The organism is Spongiactinospora sp. 9N601, assembly GCF_044326295.1.
In the GTDB taxonomy this organism is placed as follows: Bacteria; Actinomycetota; Actinomycetes; order Streptosporangiales; family Streptosporangiaceae; genus Spongiactinospora; species Spongiactinospora gelatinilytica.
Genome location: NZ_JBIRBB010000007.1, coordinates 152694 through 178266 on the forward strand (window position 1 = coordinate 152694; position 25573 = coordinate 178266).

21 protein-coding genes are annotated in these 25573 nt (G+C 72.6%); 12 read left to right on the forward strand and 9 right to left on the reverse strand.

The window, feature by feature from the left end; translation table 11 throughout:
- Window positions 1–198 precede the first annotated feature (198 nt).
- Window positions 199–1404, reverse strand: coding sequence for a hypothetical protein (locus ACH34R_RS18120; RefSeq protein WP_397562592.1), 1206 nt, complete (start codon window positions 1402–1404; stop codon window positions 199–201).
- Window positions 1401–1931 carry a SigE family RNA polymerase sigma factor gene (locus ACH34R_RS18125; RefSeq protein WP_397562593.1) on the reverse strand — a complete coding sequence of 177 codons (531 nt, stop codon included), beginning with the start codon at window positions 1929–1931 and terminating at the stop codon, window positions 1401–1403. The genes ACH34R_RS18120 and ACH34R_RS18125 overlap by 4 nt, the downstream gene beginning before the upstream one ends.
- Window positions 1932–2341: 410 nt before the next feature.
- Between ACH34R_RS18125 and ACH34R_RS18130 the strand changes: the two genes are divergently transcribed.
- Complete coding sequence (locus ACH34R_RS18130) at window positions 2342–3634, forward strand: MFS transporter (RefSeq protein ID WP_397562594.1); 1293 nt, start codon at window positions 2342–2344, stop codon at window positions 3632–3634.
- On the opposite strand, the gene ACH34R_RS18135 is transcribed toward ACH34R_RS18130, so the two are convergent.
- A complete protein-coding gene (locus ACH34R_RS18135; protein ID WP_397562595.1) occupies window positions 3594–4478 on the reverse strand; it encodes an NAD(P)-dependent oxidoreductase in 885 nt (294 codons plus the stop codon). The two genes, ACH34R_RS18130 and ACH34R_RS18135, sit on opposite strands and share 41 nt — an antisense overlap.
- 262 nt (window positions 4479–4740) lie before the next feature.
- On the opposite strand from ACH34R_RS18135, the gene ACH34R_RS18140 reads away from it, so the two are divergent.
- A complete protein-coding gene (locus tag ACH34R_RS18140) occupies window positions 4741–4968 on the forward strand; it encodes a hypothetical protein (RefSeq protein ID WP_397562596.1) in 228 nt (75 codons plus the stop codon).
- Here ACH34R_RS18140 and ACH34R_RS18145 read toward each other — a convergent pair.
- Both ACH34R_RS18145 and ACH34R_RS18150 read right to left on the reverse strand, forming a co-directional pair.
- Window positions 4921–6045: an ARPP-2 domain-containing protein gene (locus ACH34R_RS18145; RefSeq protein WP_397562597.1), complete on the reverse strand. Its 1125-nt coding sequence runs from the start codon at window positions 6043–6045 to the stop codon at window positions 4921–4923. The two genes, ACH34R_RS18140 and ACH34R_RS18145, sit on opposite strands and share 48 nt — an antisense overlap.
- A complete protein-coding gene (locus ACH34R_RS18150) occupies window positions 6042–7430 on the reverse strand; it encodes a hypothetical protein (protein WP_397562598.1) in 1389 nt (462 codons plus the stop codon). The genes ACH34R_RS18145 and ACH34R_RS18150 overlap by 4 nt, the downstream gene beginning before the upstream one ends.
- Before the next feature lie 272 nt (window positions 7431–7702).
- Between ACH34R_RS18150 and ACH34R_RS18155 the strand changes: the two genes are divergently transcribed.
- Window positions 7703–7999 (forward strand): hypothetical protein, encoded by a 297-nt coding sequence (locus tag ACH34R_RS18155; protein ID WP_397562599.1) that lies wholly within the window; start codon window positions 7703–7705, stop codon window positions 7997–7999.
- Between the two features lie 94 nt (window positions 8000–8093).
- Here ACH34R_RS18155 and ACH34R_RS18160 read toward each other — a convergent pair whose 3' ends face one another.
- On the reverse strand, window positions 8094–8945 hold the full coding sequence (locus ACH34R_RS18160; RefSeq protein WP_397562600.1) for a DUF72 domain-containing protein: 852 nt from the start codon (window positions 8943–8945) through the stop codon (window positions 8094–8096).
- Window positions 8946–8992: 47 nt separating this feature from the next.
- Here ACH34R_RS18160 and ACH34R_RS18165 point away from each other — a divergent pair, with 47 nt between their 5' ends.
- Window positions 8993–9382 carry a MerR family transcriptional regulator gene (locus ACH34R_RS18165; RefSeq protein WP_397562601.1) on the forward strand — a complete coding sequence of 130 codons (390 nt, stop codon included), beginning with the start codon at window positions 8993–8995 and terminating at the stop codon, window positions 9380–9382.
- A gap of 455 nt (window positions 9383–9837) precedes the next feature.
- Here the strand turns inward: ACH34R_RS18165 and ACH34R_RS18170 are convergent, their stop codons facing one another.
- On the reverse strand, window positions 9838–11253 hold the full coding sequence (locus tag ACH34R_RS18170) for an MFS transporter (RefSeq protein ID WP_397562602.1): 1416 nt from the start codon (window positions 11251–11253) through the stop codon (window positions 9838–9840).
- A 263-nt stretch (window positions 11254–11516) separates the two neighbouring features.
- Between ACH34R_RS18170 and ACH34R_RS18175 the strand changes: the two genes are divergently transcribed.
- Complete coding sequence (locus ACH34R_RS18175; protein ID WP_397562603.1) at window positions 11517–12176, forward strand: TetR/AcrR family transcriptional regulator; 660 nt, start codon at window positions 11517–11519, stop codon at window positions 12174–12176.
- Between the two features lie 8 nt (window positions 12177–12184).
- The gene (locus tag ACH34R_RS18180; RefSeq protein WP_397562604.1) at window positions 12185–13369 is read left to right on the forward strand and encodes a cytochrome P450; all 1185 of its coding nucleotides are present in this window, start codon (window positions 12185–12187) and stop codon (window positions 13367–13369) included.
- 72 nt (window positions 13370–13441) lie between these two features.
- Here the strand turns inward: ACH34R_RS18180 and ACH34R_RS18185 are convergent, their stop codons facing one another.
- Together ACH34R_RS18185 and ACH34R_RS18190 are read right to left on the reverse strand one after the other, a co-directional pair.
- Entirely contained in the window at window positions 13442–14224 is a 783-nt protein-coding gene (locus ACH34R_RS18185) for an alpha/beta fold hydrolase (protein ID WP_397562605.1), read from the reverse strand.
- A gap of 13 nt (window positions 14225–14237) precedes the next feature.
- A complete protein-coding gene (locus tag ACH34R_RS18190; protein ID WP_397562606.1) occupies window positions 14238–14801 on the reverse strand; it encodes a permease in 564 nt (187 codons plus the stop codon).
- Window positions 14802–14996: 195 nt separating this feature from the next.
- Between ACH34R_RS18190 and ACH34R_RS18195 the strand changes: the two genes are divergently transcribed.
- The 6 genes from ACH34R_RS18195 (at window position 14997) to ACH34R_RS18220 (ending at window position 25521) form a co-directional block, all read left to right on the forward strand.
- The gene (locus tag ACH34R_RS18195; RefSeq protein WP_397562607.1) at window positions 14997–17726 is read left to right on the forward strand and encodes an AAA family ATPase; all 2730 of its coding nucleotides are present in this window, start codon (window positions 14997–14999) and stop codon (window positions 17724–17726) included.
- Window positions 17727–17789: 63 nt separating this feature from the next.
- Window positions 17790–18449, forward strand: coding sequence for an NAD(P)-dependent oxidoreductase (locus ACH34R_RS18200; protein WP_397562608.1), 660 nt, complete (start codon window positions 17790–17792; stop codon window positions 18447–18449).
- A gap of 166 nt (window positions 18450–18615) precedes the next feature.
- Entirely contained in the window at window positions 18616–20220 is a 1605-nt protein-coding gene (locus ACH34R_RS18205) for an amidohydrolase (protein ID WP_397562609.1), read from the forward strand.
- Window positions 20221–20285: 65 nt separating this feature from the next.
- A complete protein-coding gene (locus tag ACH34R_RS18210; RefSeq protein WP_397562610.1) occupies window positions 20286–21128 on the forward strand; it encodes a helix-turn-helix domain-containing protein in 843 nt (280 codons plus the stop codon).
- Between the two features lie 599 nt (window positions 21129–21727).
- Entirely contained in the window at window positions 21728–23407 is a 1680-nt protein-coding gene (locus ACH34R_RS18215) for a hypothetical protein (protein WP_397562611.1), read from the forward strand.
- On the forward strand, window positions 23404–25521 hold the full coding sequence (locus ACH34R_RS18220) for a hypothetical protein (protein WP_397562612.1): 2118 nt from the start codon (window positions 23404–23406) through the stop codon (window positions 25519–25521). Before ACH34R_RS18215 ends, ACH34R_RS18220 begins: the two co-directional genes overlap by 4 nt.
- Window positions 25522–25573 lie beyond the last annotated feature (52 nt).

Sequence of the window (25573 nt, forward strand, 5' to 3'; positions counted from 1 at the left end):
TGGATCTCCGTTGAGTGCTGTGGTGAATCGTCAAGTCCGGACGGCCGCGGGGTGCTCGCGCCAGGGCGTCTGGGGGAGCTGACGCAGCGGGTGTCGTTCGAGATGGTCGATGTGGTGCTGGCTGAGATGGGGTCGTGGGCGGCGGTTGTGTGATCTGCCCTCGCGGGTGGTGGAGCCCCTGACCGACCGGAATCGGGGTTAGCGGGGGGTGAAGTGGGGGGTCCAGGTTTCGGTGGGTTCGGCTTCGCGGTAGTCGGTGAGGGGTTGGACGGTGGTGCCGTCGGTGCTGACCAGGACGAGGCGGCTGCGGGAGGGCTCTTCGCATCCGGTGGGGCCGTCGATTTCGCAGGCCCAGGCCACCAGGTGGTCGTTGTCGGCCCAGGCGGACAGCTCGATGACCATGTGGCCCTTGGCCGCGCGGATCGGGGTGACCTTGCCGGTGGCGATGTCCTGGACTCCTGTCCAGGCGCGGTCTTCGGAGGCGTTGACGGCCAGGCGGTGGCCGTCTGGGGAGCGGCCGGCCGGTTGGTTGGTGGTGTGCTTGGGCTTGGCCGCCGAGCGGCCCTGGAGGTCGAAGTAGGTGCGTTCGCTCTCGAAGCCGGTGATGTCCCAAAGGACGGTGCCGTCGGCGGACCAGTGCAGGTCGGCGCCCCGCCCATGGCCGGACGTGTCAGCGGACATCGGGACGAACCGGGACTCGCCCGTCTCCGGATCGAGGAGCACGAAGCCGGTACGGCGGGCCGTGGACCCCTTCCCCGACTCGTCGGCGTCGGGGTCGGAATCGTAGACCGTCAGCAGCAGCCGCTTGCCGTCGGGCGACCACTTGACCGCACTCGGCCGCTGGTCCAGGTCGAGCCAGCGCACACTGCTGCCGGAGCGGTCGGTGACGCCGACCCGGCGCGCGCCGAACTTCTCCAGCACCGCGACCTGACCGCCGCCCGGCGCGACGTCGAGGTAGGTCCACGCGGTCTTGCGGTAGCGCCCCCGCGCGTCGTCGTAGAGGAACCAGGTCGAGCGGACCTCGGTCCGGCCGGCGGTGGCCTTCCGGGGGGAGGAGACGTCGTACGCGAACATGGCCACGCCCTGCGCCGCGATCAGGCGGCCCTCCGGGGGCTCGACGTCGGGGTCGGCGCTCACCGCGAGGTCGCGGGCCTGGCCGGGTGAGGCCGAGGGCTGCCCGGCGACCACCGTGACCGGGTCGGACGGCGAGCCGCCGCCCGCGAGCGCGCCGGGCATCACGACCGCCGCGGCGACGGCCGCGGCGACCGCTCCCGCGAGCGCCATGACCGTGCCCCGGCGCCGCCGGGAACGCCGGCGTATGGCCCGGCCCGCCAGGTCGGGCGGAATCTTCGACTCCTCCGACCACTCGCGCAGGACCTCCTTCAGAACGTCTTCGACGGTCATGCGGTCGCCTCCCCGAAGATCGTGTAGGGGTCGTCGAAGGCCCGCAGCTCCGGCGAGAGCTCGCGGAGCCGGGCCAGGGCGCGGTGCGAGGTGCTGCGGACCGTGCCGACCGAACAGCCGAGCTGCGCCGCCACCGTGGACTCCGGAAGGTCTTCGAAGTATCGGAGCACCAGCATGGTCCGCTGCCGGGGGGTGAGCCGGGCCAGCGCCCGCCGGACGACGATCTTCAGCTCGGCGGTGTGCGCCTCGTCCGGCCCGGACACCTCGGGCGGCTCGGCGACGGCCATCTCGTTGCGCCGCCAGGCCAGCCGCCACCAGGAGACCTGCTGGCGGTACATCGCCTGCCGGACGTATGCCTCGGGGGACTCGATGGACCGCCACTTCGTGAAGGTGCGGGCCAGCGCCGACTGCAGCAGATCTTCCGCCGCGTGCTGGTCACCGCCCGCGAGCAGGTAGGCCACGCGCATGAGGGCAGGCGAGCGCGCGGTCACGAACTCGCGGAACGCCCTCTCGGCGTCGTCGTCCACAGTCAACCTCCACAGTGCGGTACGCCCTTTTAGACGCGACGGCGAGCCCGCCGCTATGCGACCCGCTCCAAAGAATTTTCAAAGACCGGCCCCACCCCCAAAGCGCCCGAAGCGCCCCGGAACGCCCGCCACCCCGGCAAAACGCGTTGCCGCCGCGAGCGGCCCTGAATACCGTCTGTTGGACGAGGTTACGCGGCCCGGAGACCTCCTCGCGGTCCTCCGGCGGCGCCACGCAAGGCGCACCTGATCGGGAGGTTCCATGCACAGCCGAAAGGTCATCCCCACCGCTCCACTCCCCGCCCCCACCGGCTGACAGCACCGGCAAGCACCGGCAAGCACCCACAGGGGCTCCCGGGAGGGAGCGGTCTTCCGTTCATCCGGACCGTTCTTCTCCAGCGAGGAGTCCTCTTTTGCGTGCGCGCGATCGTGCCCGGCAGGCCGGCACGGCCAAACTGGGCGCTGATTTCCACAAGCTGTGGACAGCTTCCGCGATCTCCAACCTCGGCGACGGCGTCGGCTCGGTGGCGGGCCCCCTGCTCGTCGCCTCGCTGACCGCCGATCCCGCCCTGGTGGCCGGGGCGGCATTCGCCGGGCAGGTGCCCTGGCTGCTGTTCTCCCTGCTCAGCGGCGTCTATGTGGACCGCGTCGACCGGCAACGGCTGATCGTCGTGGTCAACCTGCTGCGCGGGGCCGTGATGTCCGGCCTGGCGCTGTCCATCGCCTTCGACGCGGTGACCATTCCGCTGGTCTACGCGGCGTTCTTCCTGCTCGGCACCGGTGAGACGCTGGCGGACACGGCCTCCCAGGCCCGGCTGCCCGCCGTCGTCCCGGACGAGTTGCTGCCCCGGGCCAACGCCCGGCTCGGTGCCACGTTCACGGTGGTCAACCAGTTCGCGGCCAAGCCGCTCGGCGCGTGGCTGTTCGTGGCCGGGGCCGCGCTCGCGTTCGGCGTCAACGCCCTGACCTTCGTGGCCTCGGCGCTGATCGTCGCGGCGATGCGGCCCGTCCCCCGCCCGGCAGCGGAACCGAAGTCAGAGCCAGAACCAGAGCCAGAGCCGAAGCGCTCCGCCGTACGGCACGACATCGCCGAAGGCGTCCGCGCGCTGTGGGCCCACGGCCTGCTGCGCACGCTGGCGCTGTGCCTGGGCGCGATGAACATCGTGTTCTGCGCCGCCTTCGCGATCTTCGTGCTGTACGCGCGAGACCGCCTCGGCCTGTCCGAACTCGGGTACGGCACGCTGCTGACCACGTTCGCCGTCGGCGGCCTGATCGGTTCGTCGGTCGCGGGCCGCCTCGCGGCCAGGTACGGCGCCGCCGCCCTGCTCCGCGCCGGGCTCATCGTCGAGTGCGTCACCCACCTGACGCTCGCCCTGACCACGAGCCCCTGGACGGCGGGCGCGATCCTGATCGTCTTCGGCGTCCACACCATGGTCTGGAACGTGGTGGTGAACACCGTACGTCAGCGTGCCGTCCCCGACCGGCTCCAGGGCCGGGTGGTCGGCGTCTATTCGCTGATGGACCTGGGCGGGGCCGCGCTGGGTTCGCTGCTCGGCGGCCTGTTCGCCCGGACCCTCGGCCTGACCGCGCCCTTCTGGATCGCCTTCGGGTGCATGGTCGCGGTCACCGCCGCCGCCTGGCGGCCGTTCCGGGCGGCGACGACCGTCACGCGCCCCGCTCCGAGAACACCTCCACCAGCCTGCTGAACGCGTCGCCGCCGTGCCCCGCGTCGATGGCCCGCTGCGCGCTCGCCTTGATCGCGCGGACCACGCTGACGTCGATCCCCCTCTCCTCGCCCGCGTGGATGATGTGGTCGAGCGTGGCGACATTGGAGGTGATGGCGGACCCTTCCGAGGGGTGGTGACGGGAGTCCACCGGCCCGACGGCGGTGTCGATCATGAGCGGGACCAGGTCGCCGATCCCCTTGGCGAACGGCGCGAAGTCCCCGGCCGTGATGTTCTCGGCCCGGGCCAGCGCGAACGCGTGCATCAGGCCCGTCATGGTCGTCCAGAACAGGTCGAGCAGCGCCAGGTCGTAGGCCGCCGCCCGGCCGGGGTCCGTCCCCAGGTGGGTGGCGGTGCCGCCGAGGACGTCCAGGACGGGCTTGTGGGCCTGGTACAGGTCGGCGGGCCCGCTGTAGAGCAGGACGGCGGCCGGCCCGCCGATGGTCGTCGTGGGCGTCATGATCGCACCGTCGAGATAGTCGATGCCGTGCGCCGCCGCCCACGCGGCCGACCGCCGCGCCCGCCCCGGCGTGTCGGCGGTGAGCTGGACCAGCGTGCGGCCCTTCAGCTCGCCCGCGATCGGGTCCAGTACGGCGTGCGCGGCGTCGTAGTCGAGCAGGCAGACGATCACGAGCGGGCTCGCCGCCACCGCCTCCGCGGGCGTCGCGGCGAGTACCGCGCCCCGCGCGACGAGGTCGTCCGCCTTGCCCGGCGTACGGTTCCACACCGTCGTCGGATGGCCCGCCGCGACGTAAGCCCCGGCCAGCGCCTGCCCCATCGGCCCCAGCCCGATGATCGTGACGGGCGCGCGGTCACCAGTGGCCATGTCGAGTTCCCCCTGATCAATGCGGATAAGGATGTCCCTGCTCAGGCTGCCGCCATGGTCCCTCATTGACAAGTACCGACAAATTAGTCAGATACCCACCTTCTTGTAAGTACCGGTGACGTCCGAATGCGGACAGCGCGCCAACCCCGGGGGCAGCGAGAACGTCAAGCTGTCGTCGGCTGAGTCACCACCCGCACCACCTCAGCCACCACCGCAACCGCAAGAACCTGGCCGCCGGAATCCCACCGCTTGGAGACATTCGGTGAACCCATCCGAGCACTCCCGCCCGCCTCGCCTCACCACCGGGCTGCTCATCGCCTTCCTGGTCCTCGGCGTCGTGGGCTTCGTCGTCGTGGCGGTGCTGTACTGGCGCGCCGCGTCGGACCCCGCGGATTCGGCCCCACCGCCGCAGCCCGCGCCCACCACACCGCAGACGGCCCGTTCAGCGACGGACGGACTTGCGGTAGGCGTCCAGTACGTCCTGCCGTAGCAGGTGGCCGAAGCCCGCGCGTTCCAGGCGCAGGCCGAGCGCCGCCACGTCCGTGCCGAGGGCCGCGGCCGTGTCCCGCAGGTTCCAGTCGTGCGCGGCCAGCCTGGTGAGCAGGTGGCCGCGCCTGACCTGCGCCTCCGACAGCCGGAACGTCTTCAGATAGGCCAGACGCCCGGCCTCGTCGGTGATCGTCTCGCCGATGTGGTTCTCCCGCTGCCGCTCGAACGCGGGCAGGAACCGCCGCAGGGTGTACGGGCCGAGCCGGTACACGGTCGTGGCCATCACCGGCCCGGACGTCAGCCCGGCGGCCATCACCGTGTCATGGAACCCGGTCCACTCCCGCTCCAGCCGTACGGCCTGCGCGCGCAGATCCGCCACCGACGACACCGCGCGCTCGTCGATCGCCACGCCGAAGTCGGGCGCGGAGTGGAAGAGCGCGTACTCGTAGATCAGCTCGCCGTACAGGTCGCGGATCAGCGTGGGGTGCAGCGCCCGGTAGTCCTCGGGGTGCGGTACCACGAACGCGGCGGCCGGCGTGTCCGCCACGTACAGCAGCAGGCCGCACTGCCCGGGATGGAACTCGAAGACCCGTAGCGCGTCGTCCAGCCCGCGGATCTGCCCGCCCGTGTACGCCTCCTCCGCGCGCGGCGAGAGGCCGCGGCTCAGAGCGCGCCGAGAGTACTCCTCCCAGGCGATCACCGGGCCGCCGAAGTGCAGCGCCAGGTAGCCCTCCAGAGCCAGGTGCAGCGGCAGGAAGCGCAGCCGGTTCTTGTCCTCCCTGCGGACCATCCGCCGCCACGTCCTGATGGCCAGGTGCTCCTGGGCGGGGCCCAGCGAGGTGCCGTAGGAGGCGGCGGGGGACCCGTCGCGGGTCCAGGACGCCACGAAAGCGTGCGGGACGTACGCGATATAGCTGGACTTGTCCGGCAGGCCGACGATGGACGGCTCGTCACCGAGCACCGTGGCGTCCAGCCGCAGATCCTCGATCGGCTCCTCGCGCACGAGCGGCACCAGCCGTACCGCGCCCCAGGTCTGCGCGGGCCGCGCGACCAGCCCGGCCAGGTCGATCCCGGTCATCGCCGCACCGCCGCCGCCCGGTCGGCCAGGTACGCGCGCAGTTCCGCGGGCCCGGTACGGCCGAGCGCGAACGCCGCCAGCTCCACCAGCGCCGGAAGGTCCTCCGCGTCGCGGATGCCCACCGTCGGCACGGTCGGCGACAGGCGGCGCACCTCGAAGCGCTCGGCGTCGTAGACCGGGTTCAGGTGGGTGATGGCGACCTCCCCGGACGGGTCCAGCCTGCGCCGCCACACCCGCAGCACCTCGGCGGCGAGGCCGGGCGGCGCGTTGTCCCAGCCGTCCGACACGATGATCAGCCGGTCCGGGCGGTCGTCGAGGGCGTCGATGATCCGCAGGCCCAGCGGCGTCGGCCCGGCCGGACGCGCCAGGATCGGGTCGGCGCGTCCGCTGAGCCACCGCGCCCGGTACTCGCCCGCGAGCGCTTCCAGCAGGAAGTGGCAGGCGAGCGCGACCGCGAGCGGACGGCGGCGCTGCACCGGCGAGCCGTACGACGAGAAGCTGTCGTCCAGCACGGCCGTCAGCCGCCCCCACGTACCGCGCCGGGCACCCGCCGTACGGGCCGCCGAGGCGCGCAACGCGCCGGTCAGCTCCGCGCGCCGCTCCACCCGGGTCGGCACGGGCAGCGCGAGCACGTAGGAGGCCAGCCGTACCAGCGGCATCGCCGCCAGGTCGGCCGCGGTGTCCACGCCGCCGCGCGCCGCCGACTCGGTCAGCCGCAGCCGTTCCAGCCGGGTCATCCGGGGGGCGATCCGATCGAGAAAGACCTCCCGCGCGATCCCGCGCCGCGCCGCGAACCCCTCGGCGACGGTGTACGGCAGGTCGTAGAGCGCCTGCGTCTCGTAGTGCGCGCGCCTCCACTTCTCCAGGATCGGCGTCTCGAACCGGGTACGGCGGGCGGGCGCGAACAGGAAGTCGCCCAGCTCGCCCGGCGGCCGGAAGTGCGCGTGCCGCATCGCGGCCTTCAGCGCGGTGCGGTACTTGACGGCGTCGAACGCGAGGTCGGGCCGCGCGGCCAGCCAGTCGCGGATGACCGCGCGGGTGCGGCGGTTGTTGGTGCCGTCCCTGCGAATGTCCCGGAAGAGCCGGTACGCGCGCGGCGGGCTCATCCGGGCGAGCCGCCAGGCGATCAGGCCGCCGTCGCCGCCCCGCTCGCGCAGCACGGTACGGATGATCAGCGCGGCGTTGTGGTCGTTGATGTCCAGCGCGAGCGTGGCGGCGTAGAGGTCGGGATAGTTGCCGTGGATGTAGCGGTGCAGGAAGTCGAGGGACAGCCGCTGGGCGTGCCGTCCGTCGCGGAACTCGCGCCGGCCGGTCGCGCTGATCGCCGCGTTGGCGAACAGCAGTACGTCCTCGGACTCGATCAGGTCCGCGAAGGTCTCGTCCATCGGCTCCCCCAAGGGTGGGGATCGGCCGGGGAATGAGGGAGCGAACAGCGAAATCATCGTTGCAGAGACGGGTTCCGGAAGTCGCACCGGAGTCCCGCGGCCGATCTGAATTGCGACCATAGCAGGGCTATTCCGGCATTACGCACCGATTTTCGGGGCGGGTGCAGGGGTCGTGTCAGGGTCCATGTACGTGGATTCCCTGATACCCGTGACCTGCGTGAGGTGACACAGTGAAGTCGCTTGACAACTCAGCGTCCACAGATGGGGGCATCATGAACGTCCGCAGAACGCTGCTCGGTTCGGTCATCCTCGGCGCGGCCCTGCTCCTGCCGGCCGGCGCCGCGGGGGCGGCGCAGGCCGCCGAGCTCACCGCGGCCAAGCCGGTGGCGTCCGTCGCCGCCGCCAAGGCGTGCAAGAAGGAGTGCAAGGAAGGCTTCCGGGTCGGCTACCGCGACGGCTACGCCGACTGCCTGGCCAACACCGACCGCAACCCGCGTAACCGGCGCGGCTTCGGCGACTGGGTGCGCGGCTACGAACTGGGCTACGAGCGCGGCTTCCACGCCTGCTGAGCCCGGCTGAGCACCGGGGGCGTGGGCCGCGCCAGGCACCAGCCACGCCCCCGTGCTCAGAATCAGCGGCTCGAAACCAAGCTCAAAGCCAAGCTCAGAACAGGGTCAGCGGCTCGATCGGCTCGGTGTCCGGCAGCGGCTCCAGCTCGGGCACGCGCGCCCGCACCTCGTCGTGGAAACGGCGGGCGAGCGGCAGCGACTCGGTGTTGTCGGGGGTGTGGATGAACACGGTCGGGCTGCGCCCCTCGCGCAACCACGCGGTCACCGTTTCCACCCAGTGCTTCCAGCCCTGTACCGTCAGGTCGCTGTCGTCCCTGCCGAGGTAGCGGACGATGGGCCGGCCGGTCAGCGCCCGCGACCGGCGCGGCACGCGCGGCTTCTTCGACCACGCGTCCCGCTCGGCGTCGCTGGTCGGCCGGTCGCCGAACAGGGCGACGGTGTCGAAGGGCACCCACTCGGCCCCGACCCCGGCCAGCACGCTCTCCAGCGCCCGCGCGGCGCGCTCGTCCTCGAAGAAGACGCGGTGGCGGACCTCGACGGCGTAGTTGAGGTCGCGGGGCGCCCCGCGCAGGAAGGCGGCCAGCACGCCGAGGTCGGACGGGCCGAAGGACGGGGGCAGTTGCACCCAGTACGCGTGCGCCCGCGGACCGAGCGGCTCCATTGTGTCCAGGAAGACGCGCAACTCCTCGTCCACGCCGGTCAGGCAGCGCACGTGGGTGATCGTCTTGGGCAGCTTCACGATGAACCGGAAATCCTCGCCGGTCTGCGCCGCCCACGACCGGACGGTGTCCTTCGCCGGGGTGGCGTAGAACGTGGTGTTCCCCTCCACCGCGTTGCACCAGGTCGCGTACGCCCGCAGCCGCTCCCCCTGCGCCAGCGGATGCGGAAGGTACCGCCCCCGCCAGGGCGCATGACTCCACATCGCGCAGCCCACATGAAGACGCATACTCCGACGCTATCCGCTGTTCACCCGCTATGCGGAAGAATAAGGAGATGGACGATCTCACTCCGGTGCGGGAGGTGGCCGAGCGGTTCGGGGTGCCGATCTCGACGTTGCACTACTGGGAGCGGCGCGGCCTGCTGACGCCGCACCGGCGGTCGGGGCGGCGGCATTTCGACACGGAGCAGTTGTACCGGGTCGCGCTGATCAAGCTGCTGCGGGAGACCGGGCTGATGTCCATCGAGGAGATCGACGCCCTGCTGCACCGAAGCGGCACGGACACCTGGCAGGAGACCGTCCACGGCCGGATCGCGACCCTCGACGCCCACCTCACCCGCCTCCAGGCCGCCCACGGCTACCTCACCCACCTCCTCACCTGCCGCCACGGCGACGCCCTCGAAACATGCCCCGCCTTCCGCTCCACCGTCCCCCTCCCCCTCTGATGCTTGAACATCCTGCGCACCGACAAGAACGCAAAGAGCTGGCAAACTAGGCCCTCACCGAATAGGGAAGGGGCCACGCGGCGCTGGGTAAGCCTGGGATGGAACCTACGTCGCGAAGGTCACGGCTTTCAGCTGTACTGTCCTTGCCAGAACGTGTGTACGCCCCTCCCTTGGGAGCACCCCGCTCAACTGCGTCCAAAAGATTCAGTTGACCCCCGGTCTTCGGCCACTGCGGCTGCGTACCGGGGGTCGCCGAACACGGTGGGACGACTCGCCAGAACATTCATCTGTGGATGAGCCGCCGACGCCGGCACAGTGCCGAATTCCCATTTCCCAAGCCCGGGGAAATGGCGTGAATCAGCCCACTCAGAATGAAATTGCCGATATCGACTCCGCACTGAATTGCGGCTTCCACCATAGGGCGGCCGTGCCCGCGGAGCACCGGCTCTGACCCGTCACCGGGAGCGGGGCATGCGGGGCATGGTCAGGGTCGCGGTGAGGGCGGCGGAGATCAGGAAGGCCGCGGAGATGAGGAAGGCGATGGTGTGGCCCCGGGCGAGGGCGGCCGGGGCGGCCGGGCCCAGGGGGTGGGGGTGGGTCGTGGCCCAGCCGGAGGCGATGGCGGCGGAGGTCGTGCCGAGTACGGCGAGGCCGATGGCGCCGCTGGTCTGGCGGACGGTGTTCAGCAGGCCCGCGGCCAGGCCGTTCTGTGCGGTGGGCACGCCGCTGGTGGCGGCCACGGTGATCGGGGTGAAGGCCGCCGCCGTACCGAACCCGAACACCCCGCCCGACACCACGACCGTCAGCACGTAGGACCCGTCCACGCCGAGGAACGCCGCCACGCCCAGCGCGCCCGCCGCGCCGATCAGACAGCATCCGACGGTCGCGCGGCGCGCGCCGAACCGCAGCGTGAGCCGTCCCGCGGCCTGGGCCCCGGCGAACATCGCGACCCCGACCGGCAGGTAGCCGAGCCCGGCGCGCAGCGGCGACCAGCCGTGGACGTCCTGGAGGTACAGCGACAGCAGGATCGGGCTGGCGAAGAACCCCAGCCCGAGCAGGAACATCACCGCGTTGCCGCTGCTCACCGCGCGCAGCCGGAAGATGCCGAGGGACAGCAGCGGCTCGCGGGCCCACCACGCCTGGTGGACCACGAAGATCGCCAGCAGCGCGAGCCCGCCGCCCAGAACGGCCTGGCCGCGGGCCTGCGTCACCCCATACGACACGCCGGTCAGCGCGGTGGTGGCCAGTACCGCGCCGACGAGGTCCAGCCGGGGACGGCGGCCGGGCGCGTCGTGCCGGGGCAGCCCGCGCGCCGCGCCCACCAGGCCGGCCACCCCGATCGGGACCGTCACGAAGAACACCCACCGCCAGCCCGCCCACTGGGTCAGCACCCCGCCGACCACCGGCCCGGCCGCCGCGCCGATCGCCCCGACCGCGCTCCACGCGCCCAGCACCCGGGCCCGCCTCGCGGGGTCGGTGAAGGTCGCGGTCAGCAGGGACAGCGTCACCGGCCCCAGCAGCGCCGCGCCGAGCCCCTGCGCCGCCCGCGCGGCCAGCAGCGTCTCCGGCCCGCCGGCCAGCCCGCCGACCACCCGCGCCACGGTGAAGATCGTCATCCCGGTCAGCCACATCGCCCGCTGCCCGAACACGTCCGCGCACCGGCCGCCGAGCAGCAGGAACCCGGCGAAGGCCAGGGTGTAGGCGTTGACCACCCACGGCAGCGTGGCGGTGGAGAACCCGAGCGAGGCGCGGATGCCGGGCAGCGCCACGGACACGATCGTGGCGTCCAGGATGACGACGAACGACCCGGCGCAGGCCAGCGCCATCACCAGCCGCTCGCGCCGCCGTACGCCGATCCCCGTCAAGGTCACGTTCCCCCCAGTCGCACAAGGCTGAACGCCACCCTCACAACTCAACCCGAGTTGAGCACAAGCCCCTGTGACCAAGGTCTCCGAGTCAGGCGCCCTCCCGTACCGCGCACATCGGACGAGTCCTGCGCTGGTAGGACAGCGCAGCGGCGGCGCGTCAGGCCCGCCGCCCGTGCCCACATGCTGCCAGCCCTTGTACCGGCGTCCCCGGGCGAGCTAGTGTGACCGTTGACTGGATTTCGTAATTGGTCAAAGGACGGCACGGGATGGATGAGCGAGCGGACCGGATTCTCGACGCGGCACGCGGCCTGATCCTGCGCCTGGGCTACCGCAAGGTCACGGTCGAGGACATCGCCGCCGCGGCCGACGTCGGCAAGGGCACGGTCTACCTGCACTGGCGTACCAAGCACGAGTTGTACGAGGCGCTGCTGCTGCGCGAGGCCATCTGGCTGATCGAGGACCTGATCGCGATGCTGCGCCGCGATCCGGCCACCGTCCGGCCGAGCACCTTCGCCCGCGAGTCCTACCTGGCGACCGTGCGCAGGCCGCTGCTGTTCGCGCTGTTCACCGGCGACGTGGAGTACCTGGGCAAGCTCGCCCGCCACCCGCTGCGCAGCCACGACCTGCTGGCCTCCGATCGGTTCTTCGCGGTTGTGGACCGGTTCGGGCTGACCCGCCAGGACATTCCGCACAGAGAGCAGACGGTGAGCGCCGTGTCGGCGTCCTTCTACCTGCTGGACGCCATCAGTCCGGACACCTCGGCGCTCACGCCGGAGGACAAGGCCGACGCCCTGGCGTTCACCATGCGCAACGCCTTCGAGCCCGCGGGCGAGCCCGACCCCGACGCGCTCGCCGCCGCGGCGGCGGAGTACATCGCCATTTTCGAAGAGCTCATCCCGCCCTACCGCAAGTGGATCTACGACTGAGGAGAGCGATGGACCACATCAGCGAGCGGTACGCGTTCCCGCAGGACAAGTGGTGGCTGCACGGCCGCAGGCCGGAGGCGCCGGTGGTGCTGGAGGCCGACACCGGGGTGTGCCACGTCTACGGTTATCCCGAGCTTCAGGAGGTGTTCGCCGACCCGGCGACGTACTCCTCCGACATCACGCGCATCATGCCCAAAACCGGCGACACCATCTCGTTGGAGGGCTTCCTCACCCAGATGGACCCCCCGGAGCACGGCAAGCTGCGCAAGCTCGCCAGCCACGCCTTCACCCCAAGGGTGATCGCCGGCCTCGAACCGGCGATCACCACCCTCACCGGCGAACTGCTCGACGCCGCGGCCGGCCGGTCCCGCTGGGAGCTGGTCTCCGAACTCGCCTACCCCCTCCCCGTCATCGTCATCGCCGACCTGCTGGGAGTGCCCGCGGGCGACCGCTCGCTGTTCAAGAAGTGGGCGGACGCGATGTTCGAGACCGACCAGAAGATCTCGCTGGCCGAGGAGGACCTGCGACCGGACGACGGCGGGGCGTCGCTCCAGGCGTGGCACGAGCTGACCGCCTACCTGGCCGGGCACACCGCCGAGCGCAGGCACGACCCGCGCGCCGACCTGCTCACCAAGCTGGTCGAGGCCGAGGTGGACGGCGAGCGCCTGCCCGACGAGCAGGTGGTCAACTTCGCGATGATACTGCTGCTCGCCGGGCACATCACCACGACCATGCTGCTCGGCAACACGGTGCTGCTGCTGGACGCCCATCCGCAGCTCCAGGCCCGGGTGCGCGCGGACCGTTCGCTGGTCCCCGCGGTGATCGAGGAGTCCCTGCGGTACCTCACGCCGTTCGCCGGACTGACCCGGATCACCAACCGGGAGGCGGTGCTCGGCGGCGTCACCATCCCGGCCGACCAGTTCATGATGGTCTGGCCCGGTCCGGCCAACCGCGACCCCCGGCAGTTCCCCGACCCGGACGTCTTCGACCCCTTCCGCGACTCCAACGCGCACGTCGCCTTCGGCCGCGGCATCCACTTCTGCATGGGCGCGCCCCTGGCCCGCCTGGAAGGCCGCGTGGCGCTGAACCTGCTGCTCGACCGCTTCCCGGAACTGCGCGTCGATCCGGACGACAGCCCGGAGTTCCTGATCGCTCCCACCATGACGGGCCTGCGGAAACTCCCCATGGCCTGACCCGGGCTGACGTGTCCGGAAGACGTTCTTCAGGTCAGAAGACGTTCTTCAGGTCAGAAGACGTTCTTCAGGTCAGAAGACGTTCTTCAGGAACGGCAGGAGCGCCGCCGCCGCACGTTCCGGGTGGTCCGACATCGGGTAGTGGCCCGCGCCGTCGATCACGACGGCCTGGCCGCGTAGCAGCGACGCCTGGGTCCGGGCCTCCGCCGCCGGGTCGGGGAAGTCGGGGTCCTTGGCGCCCATCAGGACCAGGACTGGGCAGCGGACCTCGGAGAGCACGTGTTCGGCGTCCGGTCCGCGGTTGAGGAGCATGGCGCGCATGGCCTCGTGCCGCTTGCGGTCGCGCAGCATGGCGACCAGCTTGGCGCGGTGCGCCGCCAGGTCGGCGGGCTTGGCCGTGGGGTGGGCGACCTTGTAGTACAGGCTCCACAGCCGCGGCGAGGCGGCGATCAGCCGGACGAGCGCGCGGAGGGCCGCGTTGAGCGGGATGGCCCGGATGAACCCGTCGATCGGGACGATCCCGGCCACCCGCTCGGGCGCGTCGGTCGCGGCGCGGACGATGGCGCCGCCGGAGTAGGAGTTGCCGAGCAGGACCGCGCCGGGCGCGTCCAGCGCCTCCAGCAGGGCGACGATGTCGCGGCCCACCGCGGCCTGGGAGTAGTCGTCCCATCCGGCCGACGACTCCCCGTGGCCGCGCAGGTCCATGGTCACCACCCGGTACCCCGCCTCGACCAGCAGCGGGCGCAGCAGCCGGTACGCCTCGCGGGTGTCGCCCAGGCCGGGCAGGCACACGACGAGCGGCCCTTCGCCGGCGGAGTCGTAGGCCAGCCGGCCGCCCGGTACGTCGATGAACATGTCCCGACCTTCCCTAGCTGAGGACGTCGACGGCGAGACCCGCCACGAGCAGGAGTGACATGACGACGCCCGAGACCACCGCGCGCCAGGTGTCGGTGGCGCGTTGCCGTACCGAACGGAAGTACAGGACCGCGCCGGCCACCAGCAGGACTCCCTCGATCACGGCCGTGGCCCACGGGGTCTGCCACAGCCCGAGGCCGAGCAGTGGCAGGTCACCGGCGTTGCCGGGGAGCAACGGCAGGTCGGCCCGGTGGACCAGCAGGTCCAGCGGCCAGTGGCTGAACACCACCGCGCCGAGCACCAGCCCCGGCCTGCGGCCCCAGCGCCACGCGGCGACGCCGCCGTACAGGGCGGACAGCAGCAGCGCGCCGAGCAGCGAGTGGGTGTACTGCGCGTCGATCAGCGCCTCGCCGTAGGTGCCGGGGGCGACGGCCTGGAAGGACTCGATGCCGCCCGCCAGGTACAGGCCGATGAAGATGACGTCGAGGAACTGCGTCGCGAGCATCAGCGACCACAGCGGTACGCGGGGTTCGGCGGCCTTGACCACGGCGGCCACCCCGAAGTGTCCGACGAACATCAGCGGCCCTCCCCCGGCTTACGGGTGGCCCAGTGGTCGAGCCAGCCGCACAGGCCCACGAACAGCAGTAAGAAGATCAGTGCATCCACCGGTCACTCCTTCGATCGCCCGGTGGTCCAACGGTAGGCAGCGGGCGCGCCCATGCGGTATCAGACAATTGACTGGCGAATCATCTGAAAACGTTAGATTCCGATGATGCTGCGGGGCAGAGAACGCGAACAGGCACAGATCGAGACGCTGATCGAGCACGCCAAGGACGGCCGGAGCGGCAGTCTGGTCATCCGGGGCGAACCGGGGATGGGCAAGTCCGCGCTGCTGGAGCACGCCGCCCGCGCCGCGCGGGAGCGGGGCCTGCGCGAGTTGCGCGGCACCGGAATCGAGACCGAGGCCGAACTCCCCTTCGCGGCGCTGCACCTGCTGCTGCGCCCGGCCCTCGACCGGATCGGCGGCCTGCCCGCGCCGCAGGCCAGGGCGCTCGCGGGGGCGTTCGGCCTGGCGGACCCGGACCCGGCCGCCGAAGACCGCTTCCTGATCGGCCTGGCCGCCCTGTCCCTGCTCACCGAACTGGCCGAGGACGGCCCGCTGCTCTGCCTGATCGACGACGCCCAGTGGATGGACCGCTCGTCGGCCGGGGCGCTGCTGTTCGCGTCCCGGCGGCTGCACTCGGAGGGGATCGCTGTGCTGTTCGCGGCCAGGGAGGGGTTCGACTCACCCGGTGTGCCGGAACTGCGGATCGAGGGCCTGGACCGGCGCCCCGCCGTCGAACTGCTGCGCGACCGCACCCCCGGGCTGGGGCCCGCCGCCCGGGAGCGGGTCCTCGCCGCGAGCTGCGGCAACCCGCTGGCGCTGATCGAACTCCCCCGGATGGCCGACGTGTTGCGCGATGGCCTGCACAATGACGGGGAGCCGCTGCCGCTGCCCCGCCGCATCCAGGAGGCGTACGAGGCGCGCATCGCCGTACTGCCGCCGGGCACCCAGACCCTGCTGCTGATCGCGGCCCTCGACGACGCCGGGGACATCGGCGTCGTGGTCCGCGCGGCCGAGAGCCTGGGGGCGGGCGCGGGCGCGCTGGGCCCGGCCGAGCGGGCGGGGTTCCTGTCCACGGCGGGCGGGCGGCTGTCCTTCGGACATCCGCTGATGCGTACCGCGGCGGCCCGGCGGGCGGCCTACGACCAGCGCGTCGCCGTACACCGGGCGCTGGCGGACGCGCTCGACGGCGAGCAGGACGCCGACCGCCGCGCCTGGCACCTTGCCGCCGCCGTACCGGGCCGGGACGAGACGATCGCCGCCGCGCTGGAGGGGGCGGCGGGCCGGGCCCGCGAACGCGGCGGCCACGCGGCGGCGTCCGCCGCTCTGGAACGGGCCGCGCGGCTCACCCCCGGCCTGGCCGAACGCGCCCGGCGGCTGGCGCTCGCGGCCGAGTCCGCCGCCGACGCCGGAGCCCTGGAACACGCACAGGTGCTGGCCGACCAGGCGCGGCGGCTGTGCGACGACCCGCAGACCCGGGCCAGGCTGGCGGGCCTGCGCGGCCGGATCGCGTTCGACCGGGGCGCGGTACACGACGCGCACCGCATCCTGCTCGACGGGGCCGCCTCGATCGCGGACCTGAACCGCGCGGGCGCGGCGCTCCTCCTGCTGGACGCGGTCCGCAACGCCTGGTACCTCAGCGACCCCACCGCCCTGGCCGAGGCCGAGGCCCGGCTCGGCGCCCTGCCGCTGACTCCGCAGGACGGGCTGGACGGGTTCACCCGCGCGGCCCGTGCGATGGCCGACTTCCTGGCCGGCGACCTGGAGCGGGCGCTGCCGCCGTTCCGCGAACTGATCGCGGTGGCGATGGCGATCCCGTCCGGCGGGGCGGCGCTGCGGATCAGCATCTGCTCACTGGCCGGCATCTCCGGCGACTTCGACAACGGCCTCGCCATCGCCCAGTCGGTGATCGAGGAGTGCCGGGGGGACGGCCTGATCGGGCTGTTGCCGCTGGCCCAGGCGGTGCTGGCGATCCACCAGATGTACCTGGGACGGTTCCGCGACGCCGTCACCACCTCCGCGGAAGGACGGCGGCTGGCCACCGACATCGGCCAGACCCACCGCGTCGCGCACTTCGAGAGCGTCATGGCCATGGCCGCCGCCGTCCGGGGCGCCGAGGACGAGTGCCGCGAACTGGCCGAACGCACGATCGCGCACGTCGGCCTGCACCCGGTGATGACGATCGTGGGCTGGGCGGAGTGGGCGCTCGGGCTGCTGGACCTCGGGCTGGGCCGGTTCGAGGTGGCGCTGGAACGGTTCGACGCCGCCGCCCGGGGGCCGCTGCGGCACCAGATCATGCCGATCTACTTCGCCCCGGACCAGATCGAGGCCGCCGTACGGCTGGGCCTGCCGGACCGGGCCGCCGGGGCGCTGGCCCGGTTCGAGCCCTGGGCGACGGCCGCCCGGCACCCGTGGGCCGAGGCCGTACTGCACCGCTGCCACGCCCTGCTGGCCGGCGACGACGCCACGACGGAACGGCACTGGCGGCTCGCCACCGACGCGCACGCCGACGCCAACCGGCCCTTCGAGCGGGCCCGTACCGACCTGCTCTACGGCGAGTGGCTGCGCCGCGCCCGCCGCAAGAACGAGGCCCGCACCCGGCTGCGCGGCGCCCTGGAGACCTTCGACCGCGCCGGCGCCGACCCGTGGTCCGAACGCGCCCGGGCCGAACTCCGCGCCGCCGGCGAAACCGTCACCGCCGGCGCCCCCGACCTGATCGCCCTCCTCTCCCCCCAGGAACTCCAGGTCGCCCGCCTGGCCGCCACCGGCGCCACCAACCGCGAAATCGCCGCCCAGCTCTTCATCAGCCCCAAAACCGTCAGCCACCACCTCTACCGCGCCTTCCCCAAACTCGGCGTCGCCACCCGCACCGAACTCGCCCGCCTCGACCTCCTCTGACCCACCCGCCGGGGCATGGGGTTAGGGTGCGCGGCGTAGGGGTCGTAGTGGAGCGGGGGAGAGATGAAGATCACTGTTGTGGCCGCCACGGGCGGGGTGGGGCGGCATGTGCTCGGGCAGGCGATCGAGGCCGGGCATGATGTGACGGCGGTCGTGCGGAATCCGGCGAAGCTGGATCGGGAGGTCCGGCATGTGACGGCCGATCTGGGGCGGCCGGACGCGGCGGCGTTGGAGGCCGCAGTGGCGGGGGCCGACGCGGTGCTGTCCGGGCTTGGCGCGGCGCCCGGGCAGGAGGGGGTCGCGTGGCGGGGGACGCAGGCGATCGTGGACGCCATGCGGGCACAGGGCACGCGGCGGATCGTGGCGATCAGCGCCGCGCCGGTCGCCGGCGTGTCGGCCCCCGGCCGGCCGGTACCGCGGCACGCGCCCGGTGAGGGGCCGTTCATGCGGTACGTCCTCACCCCGTTGCTCAGGGCCAGCCTGCGTCAGGAGTACGCCGACCTCGCCCGGATGGAGGCCGTGCTGGCCGGAAGCGGCCTGGACTGGACCGTCGTACGCCCGCCGCAGCTCACCGACAAGCCCGCCACGCACGCCTACCGGACCGCGCTCGGCGCGAACCTGCCGCGCGGGCTGAAAATCTCCCGCGCGGACCTGGCGCACGCCATGCTCGGCATGCTGACCGACCAGAGCACGATCAAGCAGTACGTCGCCGTCGCGTACTGATCCACTCGATCCGCACCGGTGCGACACGCCGGTTGGAGGGAGATCGTCACGAGCGTCCGGCTTCGTGATCAGACCGCCGCCCACCAGATCCTGATTTCCCTGTTCTCGTGCTCCCACTCGACATACTTTGAATCCCAGCACTGACCCGGGGAGACGAAGAACTGAAGTGACAAGGGAACACGAACGGACCGTCCTTTCGCGGATGCCCGCGCCGCAGGCGCACGGCGGCGCGGCGGCGGAGCGCGGGGAGCGCACGCTGTGGCGGGGCGGCCGGATACACGCGCCGGACGGCGGCAGCGCGATGCTCACCGAGGGCGAAAGAATCGTGTGGGTCGGCGACGACACCGGTGACGTGTCCGCCGCGCGCGTGGTGGAGCTGGACGGCGCGTGGGTCACCCCCGCCTTCGTGGACGCGCACGTCCACGCGACCTCCACCGGCCTGGCGCTGTCCGGCCTGGATCTGACCGGGTGCCCGAGCCGGGCCGAGGCCCTCGCGCGCCTCGCCGCGCACGCCGCCGGGCAGCCGCACGGCACGATCCTGGGCGGCGGCTGGGACGACTCGCTGTGGCCGGAACGACGCCCGCTCACCGCGGCCGACCTGGACGCGGCAGCCCCCGGCCGGATGATCTACCTGGCCCGCACCGACCACCACTCGGGGGCGGTGTCCTCGCCGCTGCTCGCCGCCGACCCCGAGGTCCGCGGCGACGCGGGCTACGACGAGAGCGGCCTGCTCCGCCAGGCCGCGCACGAGCGGCTGCGCGCCCTCGCGCACGCCTCGCTGACATCCGCGCAGCGCCGCGACGCCCAGCGGCTGACCCGCGCCCGCGCCGCCGAGCTGGGCGTCGGCTGCCTGCACGAGCTGGCCGGCCCGGTGCTGTCCAGCGAGGACGACCTGGCGAGCATGCTGGAGCTGGGCCGTACCGAGCCCGGTCCCGATGTGGTCGGCTACTGGGGCGAGCTGGGCGGCACGGCGACCGCCGCCCGGCACGGCTGCGCCGGGGCGGCGGGCGACCTGTTCCTGGACGGCTCGCTGGGGTCGCGTACGGCGGCGCTCAGCCGGCCGTACGCCGACCGTCCCGGCGACACCGGCGCCCTCTACCACGGCGTCGAGGCCGTCGCCGCGCACATCGTGGACTGCGCGCGGGCCGGGTTGCAGGCCGGGTTCCACGTGATCGGCGACGCGGCCGTGCGCACCGCCGTGGAGGGCTTCGAGGCCGCCGCCCAGGAGGTCGGCCTGGAGGTCATCCGCGCCGGGCGGCACCGGCTGGAACACGTCGAGATGATCGACGCGGGCCTGATCGCGCACATGGCCCATCTGGGCGTGTGGGCGAGCGTGCAGCCCGCGTTCGACGCCTGCTGGGGTGGGGTGCACGGCATGTACGGCGAGCGGGTCGGCGCGGAGCGCGCGGCGGCGATGAACCCGTTCGCCTCCCTGGCCGAGGCGGGCGTCGGCGTGGCCTTCGGCAGCGACTCCCCGGTGACGCCGATCGACCCGTGGGCGGGCGTGCTCGCCGCGGTCCGGCATCACACCCCCGCGCACCGGATGACCCCCGCCGCCGCGCTGGCGGCGCACACGGTGAACGGCTGGCGCGCGGGGCGGATGGACGACTGCGGGGTGCTGGCCGCCGGGATGCTCGCGACGTTCGCGGTCTGGGACGCGGCGGCGCCGATGGCCGACCTGGTGGACGGCAAGCCGGACGATGGTTCGGTGAGCGCGCCGGTGTGCGTCCGCACGGTGGTACGCGGGGCGACGGTCTATCAGCGCTCCTGACCGGCCCCGTCCCATTGTCATGCTCGCGATCGACATCACCTTCACAAGTGACCAGGAAGTCACATATGAGTCCGAGAGTGGTTCCCGACGAAGAACCGATCTGGCGCGCGCTCGCCGACCCCACGCGGCGGGCGATCCTCGATGTGCTGCGCGGCGGCGCGCGCAGCACCGGGGCGCTGGCGGCGGTCTTTCCCACGACGCGGTTCGCCGTGATGAAGCATCTGGGCGTACTGGCCGACGCCGGTCTGATCACCATCGAGCGGCGTGGCCGGGAACGGCTCAACCACCTCAACCCCGTCCCGCTGCGGGTGGCGTACGAGCGCTGGGTCCGGCCGCTGGCCGGCATGACGGCGCACCCGGGGGAGACGGCCGGGGCAGTGGAAGGACCGGAGCCGAGCATGGGAGCGCGTGTGGAGTACGGGCTGGACGTCCGGGCCGAGCACACCGTCAAGGCCGGGGCCGAGCGCACCTGGGGCGCGCTGCTCGACCTCGCGGACTGGTGGCCGCGCACCTGGCCGGAGGGCGAACGGCTGGCCTTCGAGCCGCGCCTCGGCGGCCGGCTGGGCACCACCGCCGAAGGGCGCACGCTCGATGACGGGCCGGGCACCCTGTGGGGCGTGGTGAGCGCGTTGAGTCCGGGCCGCGAGCTGGTGCTGGACGGGTCGATGGGCGTACGCGGGCCGGTGGCCGGGCAGTGGCGGATGATCCTCACCCCGGACGGTGAGACGACGAGCGTCACCGTCGAGCACCGGGTGATCGGCGAGATCGACGAGGACACCCGGGCGGGCTTCGCCCTCGCCTGGCCCGGCACGCTGGCCGCGCTGGACTCCTACCTATCCGGCCTATCCAGGCTATCGGGCCGCAACGATAACCAACCGGTATTTCCCGAACGCAACTACGGGGCTTGACAAATCAGGTGCGGCGAGGAGAGCACGCCTTCTCGCCGCCCGCCGTTTCATGACGTGAGCTTGGCGCGCGTCCCCCCGGGAGAACGACCCTCCGGACGGAAGAACGGCCTGTCCCGCGCAGGAGAACGGCAGGCGAACACTCGGCACGGCCCGGCCGTGGCCCCGGCCCCCGGTGCGCGGCGGCCTCCCGCCGGCGATGCGCTCACGGCAGGACAGGTTTGGGGCGGACAGTGCGCGCCGGGAGTGAAAGTGCTGGTCAGATGGGCACTTCGGGGTTTCGGCTAGCCGATACCCGGCTTTCGGAATATTTATATTCCTGCCACAGTAGATGACTTATTCATCGGTTTCCTTACCTTCCCAAGAGATAACCGTCAGTCTAATATCTAGTTTTATGTCTCGGTGTGCACAGGATTTCTATGGCACGCGCGCGCGGCAGCCACGTCGGCATGCCGCCATGCCCGGACATTGCCCTGACCGCGAGCCGTGGAACGTTACCCGGCGCGGTCCGGCCCCGGTCATTTCCGATAGACGCGCAATACAAGGGGTTGCCATCTCGGAGAGCCGCGACGCCTGACGTCCAAGACACAGGAGGCACGACGATGGGAACCTCCCGCGCGACGACGATCACCGTGGCCGTCGCGATCGGTGTGTTCGGCGTGGGCGCCGGGGTGGGCAGCGTCATCGCCGGCCGTACGGCGGGCGACGGCGGGATCAAGCTGGCGGCGGGCACGTACCATCTGGACGAGCAGGAGGACCCGGGGCTGACCTTCGAGCCGTCCGACCCGGAGCCGTCCGTGCTGCCCGAGTCGTCTGAAACGGCCGGGGACTCGGCCCAGGATCCGGCTGAGCGTTCGGAGGCCCCGGGGCCGTCCGAAAAGCGCCGCCGAAACGGCTTACGGGTCTGCCTGACCACCACGACCGACGGGCGGGTGATCGCCGCCAGACCCGGCGGCGAGGGCGGCCAAGGCGGCCGGAGCGGGAGGGCCGACGACGGCTGCACGCCGCTGCCGGTCGTGGTGGACGCGGCGGCGGAGCGGTTACGACCGGGCAACTCCACCCCCGTACCGCTGCCCAGCCCGATCGCGACGCCCTCGGGCGGGGACTGCTCGCCGAAGCGCGCGCCCAACGGGGTGATGCTGACTCCGGCGGTCCCGGACTCCAGGTCCGCCGCCTCGCCCCGGGCCACCCCCTGCCCGACCACCAAGCCCACCCGTACGCCGACCCGGAAGCCCACGGCGACCCCGACCCGGAAACCGACCGCGACGCCCACCCGGAAACCGACCGCCACACCCACGCGGAAGCCCACGGCGACCCCCACGCGGAAACCGACGGCGACCCCGACGCGGACGCCCACCAGGAAGCCGACCGCCACGCCGACCCGCACGCGGACCGTCGTGCCGACCCTGACGGTGCGCCCCACCCGGCCCCCGCGCCCGACCGTGACCGTGACCCTGACGCCCACCACGTCCCCCACGGGCACGCCGACGCCGTGCGCGGCGCCGTTCCCCGTGGTGACCTTCGACGCGGAAGGCCAGGAGCCGCCCTACGAGTACGAGTACGAGGACGACTACGAATACGACGACCCGTCCCAGCCGTCGCCGACCATCACCGTGACGGTGACCCCCAGCCCCAGTTCCGGCTCCACCGCGACCCCGAGCGCCACGCCGAGTCCCACGCCGACGCGCTGCCGCCCGACCCCCACCAAGAAACCGACGGCCACCCCGACGCGCACCCGTACCGCGACGCCGTCGCCGTCCGCCGACGAGACGTTCCCGGACTCGGTGCCGCCGAACCCCGGCCCCAAGGACCCCTTCGTCCAGCGGCTCGACCCCGAAGACCTGCCCGTGCTGCGGGACCCCGCGCTGATGCGGCGGGCCTATGAGGCGCTCGGCCTGGACGGGTCGATGAAGTACACCGACGAGAACGGTTTCTGGGACCTCACGATCGCCCCGCCCGGCACCCCGACCTGCCGCGAATACCCCGAGGAGGACACGCGGGCACGAATCCGGCATGACTCGTGCAGCCTGCCGGCGTTCGTCCGCTGGCTGCTGGTCGAGCCGGAGGCCGGCGAGGTGAGCAACTGGACGAAGTTCACCGGCCTGACCGAACGCGACCTGACCGTCGTGGTCCAGGACCCGGAGTCCGAGCAGGGCGACTCGCCGCCCGGCGACGACCCCGCGCCCGAACCCGCCCCGGCCCCCGACCTCACCGGGCCCGATCTCAACGCACCCGCCCCCGACCAGGTCGAGCGAGGCCCGACCGGATCCGGCGGGTCATGAGCACGCCGACCGGCGCGGGCAGGGTGGCCCTCGGTCCAGGCCCGTCGTGGGTACGCGATCACGGTGCCCACCTGCTCGACTATGCCGGGCACCACCTCGACGCAGGGCGCGCGGTGACAGCGGTGATCACCACGCTGACGATCTGCCTGACCAGGGCCGAGCCGTACAAGGACCCGGCGGCCCGCCAGAGCGGCGTGTCGGCGCGCGGCAGGCTGCTGGCCGTACTCCGCAAGGCGTGCATGTACGGCGGGCCCGGGGCGAGCGGCGCGGACCACGCGGGTCAAATCAAAAGGTATGAGTCGGGCGGTGCGCCGGGCATGCCGGACGGGCGGCTGGTCGAACGCGCCTGGACGCTCGCCGACCCGCTCGGCACCGAGGCGCTGCGCCTGATGTACCGACACGAACTGGGCGCGGACGACCTGGCGCACGTACTCGGCGTGCCCGCGACGGAGATCACCAAGGTCGCCACCCGCACCCAGGACATGATCGAGACCCTGGTCAGCGGCCTGGACGCGCTCGCCCACGGCCGGGCCGCCTGCCCGGCGCTCGCGCCGCTGGCCGACGCGTTGTTCCCCGGAGGGCTGTTCGGCGACTCCTACGACGCGCCGTCCATCATGCAGGGGCCGCGCAGCCCTGAGGAGTTCAACGAGGCGCGGATGACCCTGGTCACGCACATGATGACGTGCCCGGTGTGCAAGCGGCCGATCAACATCCGCTACACGGTGCCGCAGATGATCTGCCATCCGCCGGTGCCACCGCTCCCGGCCGGTACCAGGCAGCGCATCCTGGACTCCCTGCCGCTCCCGCCGGAGCCGCTGACCATGCCGATCTCGACGGCCGCGCCGCTGCCCGCCCCGGTCGCCCCGGTCGCCGAAACAGCCGAACGCGAGGAGCCCACCGCCGAAGAGCCGGCCCGGCCCGACGAATCCCCCGCGGAACAGACCGTCCAGTTCGACCCACAGCCCGAGCCGGACACCACTGAGCCGGACACCACTGAGCCGGAAATGACCGAGCCGGAAACGACTGTGCCGGACACCACCCAGCCCGGCCTGACCTCACCGCCCGCCTCCGGCCTGCCCGCCACAGGCGCGTCCGCGCTGGACACCCCCCTGTACGACGCCCTGCGCTCCCAGGCGTGGGCACGCGGCGTGCTGGCCAGGACCGGTACGGCCGACGAGGAGAAGCAGGCCGCCGCCGGCAAGCAGCAGCCCAGCCCCGAGCCCCCGAAGCGCCCCGAGCGGGAGATCCCGCCGCTGCCCACCGCCCCGATGCGCGCGGTCCGCGGCCCCAAACCCCCCAAGTCCGCCAAGCGCCCCAAGACCACCAAGTCCCCGCATCCCCCGCTGATGCTGCACGCCCCCGTGGCCGCCGATCCCGAGGCCACCATGCCGGGGACGGGCTTGGGGCCGGGCGCGGGCTTCGGTACCGGGACGGGCAAGGGCCAGCACCGGACGGGCGCGCGCAACGAGCCCCCCGGCCTGACCATCTTCGGGCAGAAGACCGCCGGGCTGCGCACCCGCCCCCGCGTCCCCACCACCATGATCAAGCTGTCGATCATCCTGGTCGCCGGCGCGGCCGGAGTGATCTTCGGGATGAGCCTGCTCACCCCTGGCGGGACCGCCACCCAGCAGAACGCGGCCACCCAGATCACCACCGACCCCGGCCTCGGCGCCAGCACCGCCCCCGTACCCCCGGCGACACCGGAAACAGCGCCGGAGACAGCCCCCGCGACACCGCCGGAGAAGGCCCCGACAACGGTCCCCACGAGCACCGCCACGGCGGCCGTCCCCACCGTGGAGTCCCGCGCCGACGGCGGCTCCCGGCTGGCCGCGCGGCTCACCGTGCCGCGCTCGGTGGCCCTGGACGACTACGGCCGCGGCAGCATCGCGATCTCCCTCTCCCGTGGCCGCGCCGTCAAGTGGGAGGTGACCGCGCCCGGCCTGCTGGCCACTCCGTCCAGCGGCACCCTGCGGGCAGGCCAGCGGGCGGTGATCTCGCTGCGCGCGCTGCGCGTCCGCAACTGGTGCGGCGCGGCCACGCCGATGACCGCTCCGCTGACCGTCCAGGGAGACGACGACTCGATCACCACCCCGGTGCGGTGGCGCACCTGCTGACCGGCGCGGCCCGCCCGCCCCCGCACCCCCACAGACCTCCGAACCGGTAAGA